Origin of the sequence: Sphingomonas sp. ATCC 31555, from assembly GCF_000282895.1 — a bacterium.
In the GTDB taxonomy this organism is placed as follows: domain Bacteria; phylum Pseudomonadota; class Alphaproteobacteria; order Sphingomonadales; family Sphingomonadaceae; genus Sphingomonas.
In genome coordinates, this window is record NZ_ALBQ01000006.1 from 34057 (window position 1) to 47403 (window position 13347).

At 66.5% G+C, this 13347-nt stretch carries 17 protein-coding genes; 11 read left to right on the forward strand and 6 right to left on the reverse strand.

Annotation, left to right across the window (positions count from 1 at the left end):
* Positions 1-53: 53 nt before the first annotated feature.
* The 4 genes from B215_RS0103130 to B215_RS0103145 form a co-directional block, all read right to left on the reverse strand.
* Positions 54-962 (reverse strand): TraB/GumN family protein, encoded by a 909-nt coding sequence (locus B215_RS0103130; protein ID WP_019368174.1) that lies wholly within the window; start codon positions 960-962, stop codon positions 54-56.
* A gap of 80 nt (positions 963-1042) precedes the next feature.
* A complete protein-coding gene (gene fghA / locus B215_RS0103135) occupies positions 1043-1879 on the reverse strand; it encodes an S-formylglutathione hydrolase (protein ID WP_019368175.1) in 837 nt (278 codons plus the stop codon).
* Positions 1879-2262, reverse strand: coding sequence for a VOC family protein (locus B215_RS0103140; protein WP_026008889.1), 384 nt, complete (start codon positions 2260-2262; stop codon positions 1879-1881). The genes fghA and B215_RS0103140 overlap by 1 nt, the downstream gene beginning before the upstream one ends.
* Before the next feature lie 20 nt (positions 2263-2282).
* On the reverse strand, positions 2283-3395 hold the full coding sequence (locus B215_RS0103145; protein ID WP_019368177.1) for an S-(hydroxymethyl)glutathione dehydrogenase/class III alcohol dehydrogenase: 1113 nt from the start codon (positions 3393-3395) through the stop codon (positions 2283-2285).
* Positions 3396-3567: 172 nt separating this feature from the next.
* On the opposite strand from B215_RS0103145, the gene B215_RS0103150 reads away from it, so the two are divergent.
* The 8 genes from B215_RS0103150 to B215_RS0103185 all read left to right on the forward strand — a co-directional run bounded on the left by B215_RS0103150 (position 3568) and on the right by B215_RS0103185 (position 9962).
* The gene (locus B215_RS0103150; RefSeq protein WP_026008890.1) at positions 3568-4029 is read left to right on the forward strand and encodes a membrane protein; all 462 of its coding nucleotides are present in this window, start codon (positions 3568-3570) and stop codon (positions 4027-4029) included.
* Positions 4026-5402, forward strand: coding sequence for an FAD-containing oxidoreductase (locus tag B215_RS0103155; protein WP_019368179.1), 1377 nt, complete (start codon positions 4026-4028; stop codon positions 5400-5402). The genes B215_RS0103150 and B215_RS0103155 overlap by 4 nt, the downstream gene beginning before the upstream one ends.
* A 13-nt stretch (positions 5403-5415) precedes the next feature.
* Positions 5416-6066, forward strand: coding sequence for a sulfite oxidase-like oxidoreductase (locus B215_RS0103160; RefSeq protein WP_019368180.1), 651 nt, complete (start codon positions 5416-5418; stop codon positions 6064-6066).
* 145 nt (positions 6067-6211) lie between these two features.
* Positions 6212-6577, forward strand: coding sequence for a response regulator (locus B215_RS0103165; RefSeq protein ID WP_037512931.1), 366 nt, complete (start codon positions 6212-6214; stop codon positions 6575-6577).
* The gene (locus B215_RS0103170; protein ID WP_019368182.1) at positions 6574-8346 is read left to right on the forward strand and encodes a PAS domain-containing sensor histidine kinase; all 1773 of its coding nucleotides are present in this window, start codon (positions 6574-6576) and stop codon (positions 8344-8346) included. Before B215_RS0103165 ends, B215_RS0103170 begins: the two co-directional genes overlap by 4 nt.
* The gene (locus B215_RS0103175; protein WP_019368183.1) at positions 8343-8960 is read left to right on the forward strand and encodes a response regulator transcription factor; all 618 of its coding nucleotides are present in this window, start codon (positions 8343-8345) and stop codon (positions 8958-8960) included. Before B215_RS0103170 ends, B215_RS0103175 begins: the two co-directional genes overlap by 4 nt.
* A 92-nt stretch (positions 8961-9052) precedes the next feature.
* Positions 9053-9277, forward strand: a complete 225-nt coding sequence (locus B215_RS0103180; protein ID WP_152997750.1) for a hypothetical protein — start codon at positions 9053-9055, stop codon at positions 9275-9277.
* 64 nt (positions 9278-9341) lie between these two features.
* On the forward strand, positions 9342-9962 hold the full coding sequence (locus tag B215_RS0103185; protein ID WP_026008891.1) for a hypothetical protein: 621 nt from the start codon (positions 9342-9344) through the stop codon (positions 9960-9962).
* On the opposite strand, the gene B215_RS0103190 is transcribed toward B215_RS0103185, so the two are convergent.
* Positions 9856-10269, reverse strand: coding sequence for an EVE domain-containing protein (locus B215_RS0103190; RefSeq protein WP_019368185.1), 414 nt, complete (start codon positions 10267-10269; stop codon positions 9856-9858). The two genes, B215_RS0103185 and B215_RS0103190, sit on opposite strands and share 107 nt — an antisense overlap.
* 125 nt (positions 10270-10394) lie before the next feature.
* Here B215_RS0103190 and B215_RS0103195 point away from each other — a divergent pair, with 125 nt between their 5' ends.
* The 3 genes from B215_RS0103195 to B215_RS0103205 all read left to right on the forward strand — a co-directional run bounded on the left by B215_RS0103195 (position 10395) and on the right by B215_RS0103205 (position 12765).
* Positions 10395-10757, forward strand: coding sequence for a hypothetical protein (locus B215_RS0103195; RefSeq protein ID WP_019368186.1), 363 nt, complete (start codon positions 10395-10397; stop codon positions 10755-10757).
* 68 nt (positions 10758-10825) lie between these two features.
* Complete coding sequence (locus B215_RS0103200) at positions 10826-12466, forward strand: FAD-dependent oxidoreductase (protein WP_019368187.1); 1641 nt, start codon at positions 10826-10828, stop codon at positions 12464-12466.
* Between the two features lie 17 nt (positions 12467-12483).
* Positions 12484-12765: a DUF3297 family protein gene (locus B215_RS0103205; protein WP_019368188.1), complete on the forward strand. Its 282-nt coding sequence runs from the start codon at positions 12484-12486 to the stop codon at positions 12763-12765.
* 73 nt (positions 12766-12838) lie between these two features.
* Here B215_RS0103205 and B215_RS0103210 read toward each other — a convergent pair.
* Positions 12839-13347 (reverse strand): hypothetical protein (locus B215_RS0103210; protein ID WP_237718453.1); only part of this gene is annotated, 509 nt, incomplete at its 5' end.

Consider the following 13347-nt stretch of genomic DNA (forward strand, 5'->3'; position numbering starts at 1 on the left):
AAGATGCGGCGGGGCGCCGCATCGTTGTTGCAAAACGCGCCCCACCGGGATCGTCAGTAGCGGATACGCTCCGCTCTCACTTTATCCTTCGCCAGGAACGCCTGAACACTGTCGGCACCAGCAAGATGGCCGGCGCCCACCGCCAAGAACACCGTTCCGGGCTTTTGGAGCCGTGCCGTGATCCATTTCGCCCAGCGGGCATTGCGCTCGGTGAGCAGGATCCTTGCCAGTTCGGGGATGTCGCGCATGCCTTCGTTGATGGTCACGCCCAGCGCATCCGGGTCGCCGGAACCCCATTGATCGACCATCTTGCCCAGCTCTTCGCCGAGCTTCGGATAATCATCGACGACCGAGGCAAGGAAGGCGATCTGCAGGTCGTTCGGCATGGCGGCGAAATAGCCGAGTTGCTGCTCGGCGGTTTCCAGACCGGTGACCGGCTTGTTTGCGACCTTGGCGGCATTGGCGAGGATCTTCTCCGCACCGCTGGCAGGATCATAGCCTAGCCTCGGGAGACCTGTGACACTGAGCGTGATGCCCGCCAGCCAGGGCTGCAGCACGTCGAACGCGTTCGGCGGGATGCCGAGATCGGCCATGGCATTCACATAGCCCGCACGCTTGCCTTCCGGCAGTTGTTCGGCGATCGGCTTGGCACCGGCCGGCGCCATGGCAAGCTTGGCCACCAGCCCCTGCATGGTGGCGGGATCGGGTTCCACCAGTTCCAGCACCACGTCGTCGCTCTTGTCGAAGGCGGTCTTCACCGCCGAATCGAACCAGCTGAGGCCGGGCTTCAGCACATGAATCGTGCCGAAGAGATAGATGGTCGTATCGGCATCCTGGACCACCCACAGGGCCGGATCGGCCGGGCGGCTCTGAACTGCCGGAGCCGGAGCCGCGGGCGCCGCCTGCCCCCAGGCAAGCGGGCTGAACAGCAGCGCCAGCGGAGCGGCGGCGACGGCGAACATCGATCTGAATTTCACGCCCGAAAACTCCCCCCGAGTGGTGACGGCGCGGCCGGAAGCCGCGCCTCTCTTCTATCCGTCTATCACGCCCTGAGCCGCGCGGCATGCCAGGCGACATGCTCGGCAAGGAAGGTCGAGACGAAATAATAGCTATGGTCATAGCCCGGCTGCCGCCTCAGCGTCAGCGGAATGCCGGCGGCGGCGCAGGCGTCGGCCAGCAGCTCCGGGCGGAGCTGTTCGGCAAGGAAATTGTCTGCCTCGCCCTGGTCGACCAGCAGTTCGGGCAGGCGTGCGCCGTCTTCGATGAGCGCCACGGCATCGTGTGCGCGCCAAGCCGCGGCATCGTCACCGAGATAGCCGCCCAGCGCCTTGTGGCCCCACGGCACTTGCCCCGGCGCTACGATCGGCGCGAAGGCGGAGACGCTGCGGAAGCGCTCCGGGTTGCGCAGGGCAATAGTGAGTGCGCCGTGCCCGCCCATCGAATGGCCCGTGATGCCTTGGCGGCTCAGGTCGGCCATCGGGAACTGGGCGGCGATCAGCGCGGGCAGTTCCTGTTCGATATAGCTGCGCATCCGGAAGTGCGGCGCCCAGGGCGCCTGGGTCGCATCGACATAGAAACCGGCGCCCTGGCCGAAATCATAGTCCGGCACATCCGGCACACCATCGCCGCGGGGAGACGTATCCGGCGCTACGAAGATCACCCCCGCCTCGGCGCAGGCGCGACGATATTCGCCCTTTTCGGTGACGTTTGCATGGGTGCAGGTAAGGCCCGAAAGATACAGGAGCACGGGCAATGCCGCGCCCTCGGCATGCGGCGGCACATAGACGGAGAAGGTCATCGGGGTTCCGGTGGCGCCGGAATCGTGGCGATACACGCCCTGCACGCCACCACAGGCCCGATTGGTCGACAGCGTTTCCATCACGCCGCCGGACGATGCAGCGCGCAAATCTTGTTGCCGGCTGGATCGCGCAGATAAGCGAGGTAGAGCTTGCCGAACGTGCCCTCGCGCCAGCCCGGCGGGCTCTCGACCGGCGTGCCGCCATGCGCCGCGCCGGCCTTGTGCCAGGCGTCTGCCGCTTCGGTGGTCGCCGCCTTGAAGCCTAGCGTGCCTCCATTGGCGCAGCAGGCGGGCTCGCCGTTCAGCGGCTTGGTGAGCATGAACAGCCCGCCTTCGTGCATATAGAGCACGCGGCCCTTCGGATCCATCCGCCCGGGGGCAATCCCGAGCGCGCCGAGCGCCGCGTCGTAGAAAGCTTTGGACGCTTCGATATCGTTGGCGCCGAGCATCACGTGACTGAACATCGCTTCCTCTCCTTTTTCGCTCAGTAGACGACGACGCTGCGGATGCTCTCGCCCGCATGCATCAGGTCGAACCCCTTGTTGATCTCTTCCAGCGTCAACACATGGGTGATCATCGGGTCGATGGCGATCTTGCCGTTCATGTACCAGTCGACGATCTTCGGCACATCGGTCCGGCCCTTGGCGCCGCCGAACGCGGTGCCCTTCCAGACGCGGCCGGTGACCAGCTGGAACGGGCGGGTGCTGATCTCCTTGCCCGCCTCGGCCACGCCGATGATGATCGATTCGCCCCAGCCGCGATGGCAGCATTCGAGCGCGGTGCGCATCACCTCGGTATTGCCGGTCGCATCGAAGCTATAGTCGGCGCCGCCGTCGGTCAGCTCGACCACCTTGGCGACGATCGCCTCGCGCGACATGCCCTTGGTGTTGAGAAAGTGAGTCATGCCGAACTTGCGGCCCCATGCCTCACGGTCCGGATTGACGTCGATGCCGATGATCTGGCCCGCGCCCGCGAGGCGCGCACCCTGGATGACGTTGAGGCCGATGCCGCCCAGGCCGAACACCACGACGGTCTCGCCCACCTGCACCTTGGCGGTGTTGACCACCGCGCCGACGCCGGTGGTGACGCCGCAGCCGATATAGCAGCTGGTCTGGAACGGCGCGTCCTCGCGGATCTTCGCCACCGCGATCTCGGGCAGCACGGTGAAGTTCGAGAAGGTCGAGCAGCCCATGTAATGGAAGATCGGCTGCCCCTTGTAGCTGAACCGCGTGGTGCCGTCCGGCATCAGGCCCTTGCCCTGGGTGGCGCGGATCGCGGTGCACAGATTGGTCTTGCCCGACAGGCAAGACTTACACTGGCGGCATTCGGGCGTGTAGAGCGGGATGACATGGTCGCCGGGCTGCACGCTGGTGACGCCGGCGCCCACCTCGCGGACGATGCCGGCGCCTTCATGGCCGAGCACCGAGGGGAACAGGCCTTCCGAATCGAGGCCGTCCAGCGTGTAGGCATCGGTATGACACAGGCCGGTGGCCATGATCTCGACCAGCACTTCGCCCGCTTTCGGCCCTTCCAGGTCGAGTTCGACGATTTCCAGCGGCTTTTTCGCTTCAAAGGCGACGGCGGCGCGCGTCTTCATGAGGCCGGTTCTCCTATGGGCTCGGTTGGGGCAGCCTGATCATCCAATCGGTGGCGCGTTGCAACCCGTAGCGGTTCGTTTCGTTGGCGGCAGACACACCGTATTGTATCCATGTTCAGTCGGGCGGATGCTGGAAGGCGTTCGCTCCCGCGCGCAGATGGGAGACCTGCCGATGCCGCCCCTGATCCTCGCGCTATTGTTCGGCGGTGTCGCCGGGCTGCGCACGATGACCGCGCCGACCGCCATTGCTTTCGCTGCCGCCGCGGGCTGGTTGCCGCTGCAGGGCAGCTGGCTCGCCTGGCTCGGCTGGTGGGGAACGCCGTGGATCTTCCTGGTCCTGGCGATCGGCGAGTTCATCGCCGACAAGCGCCCGAGCACGCCCAGCCGCAAGTCGCCGCCAGGCTTTATCGCGCGGCTGGTTTCGGGTGCGCTGTGCGGCGCGGCGATCGGGCTGGCGGCGGGATCGCTGCCGCTGTGCCTGGCGGTGGGCGTGGTGGGTGCCGGCATTGGGACGATCGGGGGCTATGCGGCGCGCATGGGTCTGTGCCGAGCCTTCGGTGCCGATCTGCCCGCCGCACTGATCGAGGATCTGGCGGCGATCGCCGTCGCCGCGTTTCTGGCGGCATCGTTGTGACCCGGCGGTTCGACGCCATCATCCTGGGCGCGGGTCAAGCAGGGACGCCGCTTGCGGGGCGGCTGAGCGAAGCGGGCATGACGGTAGCGCTGGTGGAGCGGCGACTGCTGGGCGGCACGTGCGTGAACACGGGGTGCAAGCCCACCAAGACTTGGGTCGCGAGCGCCTATGCCGCGCATATGGCCCGCCGCGCGGCGGACTTCGGCGTGACGATCAACGGCGAGATCGGCATCGACTTTGCCAAGGTGCGGGCGCGGGCAGACCAGATCGCTGCGGATTCGCGCGCCTCGCTGCGACGCTGGATCGACACCATGGCGAACTGCACGTTGTTCTTCGGTCACGCGCGCTTTGAATCGCCGCAGCGGGTGCGCGTGGGCGACGATCTGCTGGAAGCCGAACGCATCTTCCTGAACGTGGGCGGGCGTGCGTTGGTGCCGGACATGCCCGGCGTGGCGGACGTCCCGTTCCTCACCAACAGCACGATCCTGAAGCTGGATGCGGTGCCGCGCCATCTGGTCGTGGTGGGCGGCAGCTATATCGGGTTGGAGTTCGGCCAGATGTTTCGCCGCTTCGGCGCCGAGGTGACGATCGTCGAGAAGGGGCCGAAGCTGATTGGCCGGGAAGACCCCGAGATCTCCGATGCAGTGCGCGACATCCTGGAGCGCGAGGGGATCGTGGTGCGCACCGAAGCCGAATGCATCCGCTTCGAGCGCGCAGGCGAGGAGGTGCGGATAGGCGTCGATTGTCAGGAGGGCAGCCCCGACGTGTTGGGCAGTCATGTGTTGCTGGCCGTCGGTCGGCAACCGAATACCGACGATCTTGGGCTGGCGGCGGCGGGCGTGGAGACCGACGAGCGAGGATATGTGAAGGTCGACGACCGGCTGTCCACCAGCGTGCCTGGCGTCTGGGCGCTTGGCGATTGCAATGGGCGCGGCGCGTTCACCCATACCGCCTATAACGATTTCGAGATTGTCGCCGACAACCTGCTGGACGGCGCCGATCGCAAGGTAACCGATCGCATCCCTGCCTATGCGCTCTACATTGATCCCCCGCTCGGCCGCGTCGGCATGGGCGAGGTGGAAGCGAAGAAGGCAGGACATGCGATCCAGGTTGGCCATCGGCCGATGACGCGCGTCGGCCGCGCGGTGGAGAAGGACGAGACGCTGGGCTTCATGAAACTGGTGACCGATGCCGATACCGGCCGCATCCTGGGTGGTGCAATCCTCGGCACCAGCGGCGACGAGGCGATCCACGGGGTGCTCGACCTGATGGTTAAGGACGGCACGGCCAGCGACCTTGCCCATGCAGTCCATATTCATCCGACCGTATCCGAATTGTTGCCCACCATCGCCGGTGAACGGAAACCGGCCTGACGCGAGAAGGCCCATGGACGAGGACGATGACAGCAAGCTTACCCGGTCCAAGCGCGCCTGGGCCGAACAGGGCAAGTTCCTCACCGGCCGTACCGCGCGGCCGGAGGCGGAACGGCTGCCGCCGGGACAGCATCTGGTGAAGAACTGGCCGGTACTCGATCTCGGCCGCCAGCCCGATGTGCGGCCGGAGCGCTGGCGGCTGGTGATCGACGGGATGGTCGCCCGTCCGCTGACGCTCGACTGGCCAGCGTTCGAGGCACTGGCCACCGACGAGCGGGTGAGCGACATTCACTGCGTGACCAGCTGGTCGCGCTACGACAATCGCTGGACGGGCGTGGCGACGGGGCGTCTGCTAGCAATGGTCGAGCCGCGGGAGGAAGCGGCGGCGGTGATGCTGCACGGCTATGACGGCTATACCACGAACCTGCTGCTCGACGATTTCGCCGCGCCCGACGCGCTGATCGCGCATCGTTGGGAGGGCAAGCCGCTCCACCGCGACCATGGCGGCCCGGCCCGGTTGGTGGTGCCGCATCTCTATTTCTGGAAAAGCGCGAAGTGGATCTCGCGCATCGAGGTTGTCGGGCGCGACCGACCGGGCTTCTGGGAAGTGAATGGCTATCACCTACGTGGGGACCCCTGGGCCGAGGAGCGCTATGCGCGCTGAACCTTCCTAAATACGTACCAATCCGCATGCCGCCCGGAGCCGCCGATCCATATTTTGGCTCCATGCGTTTCCGTGTCCTTCCTCCCCCTTTTTCCGCGTCGCCTGCCGCGCGCGTCTGTGCGTGGCCGTGAAGGAGGGCGCACCCATGCCGAGTCGTGCCCCCCGCGAACGTGTGTTGCTGGTCGATTCGCAGGATGAGTCGCGCCGCGCGCTGCAGTTGCAGCTGCAGGGCTGCGGCATGGATGTCCGCGCCTTTTCTTCGGCTGCAGCGGCGATGGCGGAGGCGACGCTCGAGCAGATTCGCACACTGCTGATAGCCCGCCAATTGTCAGACGGCGACGCCATCGATCTGCTGCGGCGCCTGATCGAGCGCGGCTGGAAAGGGCGGGCGATCCTGATCGCCGGGCAGAGCCATGCCGAGCTGGACGAAGCGGCGCGTGCCGCCGGCTTTGCCGGGGTGGTGAAAAAGCCGGTCGGGCGGCTCGAACTGCTCGGCGCGTTGGCGCGATGAACTTCCCGCTGCCGCAGTTCGACGCAACGGTGGGCCCGACGCTGGTGGACCGGCTGAAGCTGCGCCTGCCCGAAGCGCTGGCGATGCTGTTGCTGCTCGTCTCCGGCCTGGCGCTGACGCCGCTCGTCTCGAAGGGCGAGCGCCATGTACTGGTAGGCGTACTGCTCGCCTGGGCAGCGGCGATCCTGTTGCTGGCATCGTACAGCCGGGCGCTGCGTCGCCGCCTCCGCGCAGAAGAAGCCGACGCCCGCCGCCGGGCCGATCGCGCCGACGAACTGGCGGCCGAGTTGAACCTGCTGATCGATGGGGCAGTGGGCTATGCCATCTACACCGTCGATGGCCTCGGACGGGTATCGTTCTGGAACGAAGGCGCGCTGCGGATGACCGGCTGGCGCGAGGAAGAGGTGCTGGGGCGCGACATGGCGCAGTTCTATCCGGCCTCCGCCATAGCCGCCGGCAAGCCGCGCGCCGATCTGGATGCGGCGATGCGCGACGGAAAGTTCGAGGACGAGGACTGGCGGCTGCGCCGGGACGGCAGCGAATTTCTGGCGCAGGTGCTGATCACGCCGCTGCGAGGGCTGGACGGGCGGCTGCGTGGCTTCGGCACGGTAGTGCGCGACATCACCGAACAGCGCGCCAGCGAGCGCCAGGCGACGGCGTCGGCAAACCATCTCCGTTCGATACTGGCGACGGTGCTCGACGCGATGGTGATCATTGACGAGCGCGGCAACATTCTATCCTTCAGCGCTGCCGCCGAGCGAATGTTCGGTTACAGCGAAGCGGAGGTGGTCGGCGCCAATATCAGCCTGTTAATGCCCCACGGCGATGGCGCACGACATGACGGCTATATCCGCCGCTACATGGAAACAGGCGAGCGGCGGATCATCGGTACCGGCCGCACCGTTACCGCCCGCCGCAGCAACGGATCGACCTTTCCCATCGAGCTGTCAGTGGGCGAGGCGATCACCGAGGGTGAGCGCGTCTTCACCGGATTCATCCGCGACCTGACCGACAAGCAGCGCGCCGAGGCGCGGATCGAGGAACTGCGATCGGGCCTGATCCATGCAGCGCGGGTGAGCGCTATGGGTACCATGGCTTCCACCCTCGCGCACGAGCTGAACCAGCCGATCACGGCGGTTGTGCATTATGTACGTGGCGTATCCAACCTGATCGACGGCGGCGATCCGGAAGATCTGCCGATGATCCGCGAGGCCCTGGAAGATACCACTCAGGAAGCCCTGAGGGCCGGCACGATCGTGCGGCGGCTGCGCGAGTTCGTCGCGCGCGGCGAGGTGGAAAAAAGCGTAGAGGCGGTGCCGGACCTGGTGGACGAGGCGTGCAAGCTGGCGCTGATCGGCGCGCGCGAACGCGGCGTGATCGCCGAGTTCCTGTTCGATCCGGGGGCAGGGCGCGTATTGGTGGATCGCATCCAGATACAGCAAGTGCTGATCAACCTGATGCGCAACGCGATCGAAGCCATGGCCGACTCGGCCGAGCGGCGACTGACCATTTCCAGCCGCGTGGAGTCGCCCGGCTTCGTGCGGGTGACGGTGGCGGATACCGGACCCGGCGTGGCGCCTGCCGTGGCCGACGATCTGTTCCGGGCCTTTCACAGTACCAAGGCCGACGGCATGGGGCTGGGCCTCTCGATCTGCCGAACGATCGTGGAGGCCAATGGCGGCCGCATCTGGCTGGAGCCGCGCACCGGGGGCGGCAGCTGCTTCCACTTCACCCTGGTCCAAGTAGAAGAAGAAGGGTACGCGCCGTGACCGAGAAACGACTGGTCCATATCGTCGACGATGAGGACGGCGTGCGCCGTTCCGCCAGCTTCATGCTCAAGACCTCCGGCTTTGCAGTTCAGACCTGGCCTTCGGGCGTGGCCTTCCTGAAGGAAGCGCGACAGGTGGAGCCCGGCTGCATCCTGCTCGACGTGCGAATGCCCGAAATGGACGGGCTGGAGGTGCAGCAGGAACTGCATGCGCGGGGAATCGCGCTGCCGGTCATCGTGCTGACCGGGCACGGCGACGTATCGCTCGCGGTGAAGGCGATGAAGGCGGGGGCGGTCGACTTTCTGGAAAAGCCGATCGACAGCAAATCGCTGATCGACGCGATCAACCGTGGCTTCGAACGGCTGGAGGCGGCGGAGGATGTGAAGGCGCGCGCCGCCGATGCCGAAACGCTGCTCGGCGCGCTGACCGTGCGCGAGCGCGAAGTGCTGGAGGGGCTGGCCCAGGGCTATCCCAACAAGACGATCGCCTATGACCTCGGCATTTCGGCGCGCACGGTGGAGGTGCACCGCGCGAATGTGATGGCCAAGCTGGGCGCGAAGAGCCTGTCCGAGGCGCTGCGCATCGCGTTCGCCGCCGGCATGGGTACGGGCTGAACCATAGGTAAGGCGATGCGGGCACGGCGCTTTTCTGCTATGCTCGAGAGACTCGGGAAACGGGCGCATCAACACGACAGGGAGCGGTGACGATGACGATTCCATACGGACCGATGAATCCTTCCGATGCCGGCGCGATCCGGGCGACCGAAGACGTGGTGAGCGCTTGGTCCTCGGGCTTCTTCACTGCCTGGTGCGAGGCCGTGATGACGCCGTGGAATCTGGTGCCGCCGCCGCATGGGCGTGAAGCCGGTTGCGGCGCGCTGCTGCCGATCCCCGATGTGCTGGAGGAAGAGGAGCGCGCGCTCTTCGCCTGAGCGGGCCCTTTCGTGCCGGTGCCGAACATGCTCTAACGGTGCAGTTTCCTCGCGGGAGAAGCGCATGTTGCTGGTGGCGCTGGTACTGACGATCCTATTGCCACAGGAGGGCGCGCCCACTGCGGCTGCGACCGTCAACAGCCCGCAACGGGCGGCGGATGGCACGCAGCGCTGGTCGGTGCTGGCCGATCCCTGCGCGTCTGCCCAGGACGGCACCAGCAGCAATAGCATCGTGGTGTGCGGCAAGGGGGTGAACGCGCCCCGGCTGCCGTTGCCGGACGAGCGCGGCCCGCCGGACCGGCCGATGCCGAGCAACCCGGAGAGAACCGGCATCGCTGCGCTCAACGCCACCGTCGAGCCCTGCGCCGCCCGCATGGAGGGCTGTACCGTCGGCGTCGACCTGTTCGGCGGCACGACAGCGGCCGTGCGACTGGTCGGCAAGCTGTTCGATCCCGACAGCTGCTGCGAAGAGCCGGGCGAATCGCGAAATTTCTTCAAGCTGGTCGGCGATGCCGGCAAGGGGATCGGCCGGGCCTTCCGCAAGAAGCCGGACAAGTCGAACCGCGTGCCGATCGACCTCAGCGATCCGGCGTCAGACCGCCCATCTCCAGCAGCACTGCCCACTCCTCCGGGCGAACCGGAGTCACCGACAGGCGCGACTGGCGGACCATCTCGAGGGCTGTAAGCCGCGGCTCGGCCTTGATGTCGGGCAGCGGCACGGGCGTGGCGAGCGGGCGCACGGCCTTGACCGCTACGCTGGCCCATTTGCCGTCGTCGCCGTCCGGCTGCCAGGCGCGGGTGATCTCCATGATCCCCACCGCGGCCTTCTGAATGTTGGAGTGGTAGAACAGCGCCTGGTCGCCGGGCACCATCGTCTTCAGGAAGTTGCGGGCGGTATAGTTGCGCACGCCGTTCCATTCGGTGGTGCCGTCGCGCACCAGGTCGTCCCACGAATAGGCATCGGGTTCGGAGCGGAGGATCCAGTAGGCCATGCCGCTCGTTAGCCAGCTAAACCGCGGCTGAACAGCCGGTTCCAAACCGATTAAGCTGCGGTGGAGCATCTACGATCCGTCGGCGCCGAACGACTCACGGCGCCTGGAGGTGAGGAGAAGATTCGATGAGCCCTCTGGCGAAGAAGCTGGTTCTCGGCGTTGCCACCGGTGCCAGCCTGCTGGTTTCGATCGCGCCGGCCCAGGCGCAGGATTGGCGCTGGCGGCGCCATTATCGTGATCGCGGCGGCGATGTCGCCGGTGCCGCGCTGGTGGCCGGAATTGCAGGCCTGGCGATCGGCGCCGCGATCTCCAACGACCGCCGCTACGATTATGATCGGCGCTTCTACCGCGAACGCGGTTATTATCCGGTCGACGGCTATTGGTATCGCGACAATTATCCGCGGTACCGCTATTACGAATATTGCAGCGTACGGCGGGTATGGGACCCTTACATCGGCCGTCCCGTCAGAATCCGCTATTGCGACTGAGGCACCGGACGCGCACGATCCCCCGAATAGGTGGTTCGTGCGCGCCTATGGCGCGGTAGGATTGCGCCATGGCAGCTCATGATTCGCTCGACCCGACCGATCCCTACGCGCGATCCGCCCAGACCTTCCCGATTCTGAGCGCGGAGATGATGGCGCGGATCGCTGCATTCGGCCGCGCCGAGACACTGGACGACGGCGCGATGCTGTTCCGTCGCGGCGACCGCAGCGTCGACTTCTTCCTGTGCCTCGCCGGTGGAATTGCGATCGTCGACACCGATGCCGAGGGCCGCGAGCACCCCGTACACACGCATGGCGCTGGCCAGTTCACCGGCGAGCTGGACTTGTTCAACGATCGCAAGGTGCTGGTGAGCGGCCGCGCACTGGCGAACACACAGGTGGTGCGGGTGGACCGCGCCGCTTTTCGCCGGATGATGGCAGCCGAACCGGACATCGGCGAGATCGTGATGCGCGCCTTCATACTGCGCCGCGTGGGAATGCTACGTCACGGCGAGGCGGGCGTGGCGCTGGCCGGGCCGGGGCACGGGGCGGACATGGGGCGGATAGAGACCTTTCTCACTCGCAACGCCATCCCGCACCGGCGCATCGACACCGATCGCGACCCCGACGCAGCAGGTTTCCTCGAATGCTTCGCGCTCGTACAGGATGATCTGCCGGTAGTCGTGCTGCAGGGCCAGGTGCTGCGCAATCCGGCCAACGCCGCGCTGGCTGACGCCTTGGGGCTCGCGACCGCGCTCGATCCCGCACATGTGCACGACGTGGCAGTGGTAGGCGCGGGCCCCGCCGGACTGGCGGCGGCGGTCTATGCCGCTTCCGAGGGACTCGAGACGATCGTCATCGAAGCGATCGCGCCCGGCGGACAAGCGGGCACCAGTTCGAAGATAGAGAATTATCTGGGCTTTCCCACAGGTATTTCCGGCCAAGCGCTGGCCGGGCGCGCCCAGGTGCAGGCGCAGAAGTTCGGGGCGCGGCTACTCGTCTCGCGATCGGTGGTGCGGATCGAATGCGAGGAGCGGCCGCTGCGCCTCCACCTTGACGATGGCGCGACGGTGCAGGCGCGCGCGGTGGTGGTGGCGACGGGCGCCCGCTATCGCAAGCTGAACCTGCCGCGCTACGCCGCACTGGAAGGCAATGGCATCTATTATGCTGCCACCGCGATGGAAGCCGGCCTGTGCGCCGGATCGGAAGTGGTGGTGGTCGGCGGCGGCAATTCGGCCGGCCAGGCCGCGGTGTTCCTGGCGAGCCATGTCGAGCATGTCCATATTCTGGTGCGCGGCCCCGGCCTTGCCGCGACCATGTCGCGCTACCTGATCGATCGCATTGAGGCGTCAGATCGCATCACGCTGCACCCCTTCACCGAAGTCACCGCGCTGGAGGGCGAGCGATCTCTGAGGGGCCTGGAATGGACAGACCGCCGCACGGGCGAGGCCGAGCGGCGCGCTGTGGGAGCGCTGTTCGTGATGATCGGCGCGGAGCCCAATACCGGCTGGCTGGAAGGCTGTGTCGATCTCGACCCCGGCGGCTTCGTGCGCACAGGGAGCGGGGAGACCTTCTTCTGTTCGTCGAGCCCTGGCGTGTTCGCTGTGGGCGATGTACGCGCCGGATCGGTGAAGCGCGTCGCCTCAGGCGTGGGCGAGGGATCGGTGGTCGTCTCCGCCATCCACCGCTATCTTGAACCCGCGGCGGAATGACGGCATGAGCGCAGCCCATGAGTGATACGCCCCCCGATCGCCTGTCGGTCAATCCGAACAGCCCCCATTTCGCCCGCGAGCTGCTGGAGCGCGGCGTCGGCATCAAGTTCAAGGGCGTCGAGCGCCGCGACGTCGAGGAATATTGCATTTCCGAAGGCTGGGTGCGCGTGGCGCTCGGCAAGAAGATGGATCGGAAGGGCAATCCGCTCACCGTCAAGCTGAGCGGGCCAGTGGAAGCTTGGTTCCAGAGCGGTGGCGATGCGGCTGCCGCCACCGACGCGGATAGCTCCGAGGGCTAAGGACCGGGCGGTGCGTTGATGGGCGCATCGCCTCGCTGTCCGGCGGGGAACCTAAATCTTCCCCGTTCGAGCCTTACGACCGATGCGTGTCCTTCGCCGCGCGGGACAGCTTGACCATCGCCTCGCCGACAGTCGCGCGGATCGCAATGGGGGTCAGGCTCACTGTCTGCCTTTCCTTGATGCAGGCGGCGAACGCGGGTTTCAGCCGTTCGATCGCAGCGTTTTCCTCGGCACTGGCAGGCCGGGAAAGCAAGAGGGCATGCGCTTCGGCGCTGCCGTTGCGGGCGACACAATCGCCGAACAGGCGGCCGGCGACGAACGCGGACGGCAGTTCGGCTACCTCGCCATCAAACTCGCCGGAAAGGCGGAGCGGCGGCAGCGCCTTGAGACCTGCGACCGGTCCTGCCTTGCCGAATTCGCGGCGATAGAGCGACGGGAACAGTGCGTCGCGAAAGCTGTCAGGCCTGAGCCGCATCTCGAACGAGCTGTGCGTTCGCATGGCAGCGCGGTTGAGGCACGCGAGGTCCGCCGCCTTCATGCTAGAGCGGATTTCGACCGCACTGAATCGGTGAGGGATTCCCA

Excerpts from the sequence above, each read along its gene's own strand:
- B215_RS0103130 (WP_019368174.1), bottom strand. The coding sequence starts at position 962 with ATGTTCGCCGTCGCCGCCGCTCCGCTGGCGCTGCTGTTCAGCCCGCTT.
- fghA (WP_019368175.1), bottom strand. The coding sequence starts at position 1,879 with ATGGAAACGCTGTCGACCAATCGGGCCTGTGGTGGCGTGCAGGGCGTG.
- B215_RS0103140 (WP_026008889.1), bottom strand. The coding sequence starts at position 2,262 with ATGTTCAGTCACGTGATGCTCGGCGCCAACGATATCGAAGCGTCCAAA.
- B215_RS0103145 (WP_019368177.1), bottom strand. The coding sequence starts at position 3,395 with ATGAAGACGCGCGCCGCCGTCGCCTTTGAAGCGAAAAAGCCGCTGGAA.
- B215_RS0103150 (WP_026008890.1), top strand. The coding sequence starts at position 3,568 with ATGCCGCCCCTGATCCTCGCGCTATTGTTCGGCGGTGTCGCCGGGCTG.
- B215_RS0103160 (WP_019368180.1), top strand. The coding sequence starts at position 5,416 with ATGGACGAGGACGATGACAGCAAGCTTACCCGGTCCAAGCGCGCCTGG.
- B215_RS0103165 (WP_037512931.1), top strand. The coding sequence starts at position 6,212 with ATGCCGAGTCGTGCCCCCCGCGAACGTGTGTTGCTGGTCGATTCGCAG.
- B215_RS0103170 (WP_019368182.1), top strand. The coding sequence starts at position 6,574 with ATGAACTTCCCGCTGCCGCAGTTCGACGCAACGGTGGGCCCGACGCTG.
- B215_RS0103180 (WP_152997750.1), top strand. The coding sequence starts at position 9,053 with ATGACGATTCCATACGGACCGATGAATCCTTCCGATGCCGGCGCGATC.
- B215_RS0103185 (WP_026008891.1), top strand. The coding sequence starts at position 9,342 with ATGTTGCTGGTGGCGCTGGTACTGACGATCCTATTGCCACAGGAGGGC.
- B215_RS0103190 (WP_019368185.1), bottom strand. The coding sequence starts at position 10,269 with ATGGCCTACTGGATCCTCCGCTCCGAACCCGATGCCTATTCGTGGGAC.
- B215_RS0103195 (WP_019368186.1), top strand. The coding sequence starts at position 10,395 with ATGAGCCCTCTGGCGAAGAAGCTGGTTCTCGGCGTTGCCACCGGTGCC.
- B215_RS0103200 (WP_019368187.1), top strand. The coding sequence starts at position 10,826 with ATGGCAGCTCATGATTCGCTCGACCCGACCGATCCCTACGCGCGATCC.
- B215_RS0103205 (WP_019368188.1), top strand. The coding sequence starts at position 12,484 with ATGAGTGATACGCCCCCCGATCGCCTGTCGGTCAATCCGAACAGCCCC.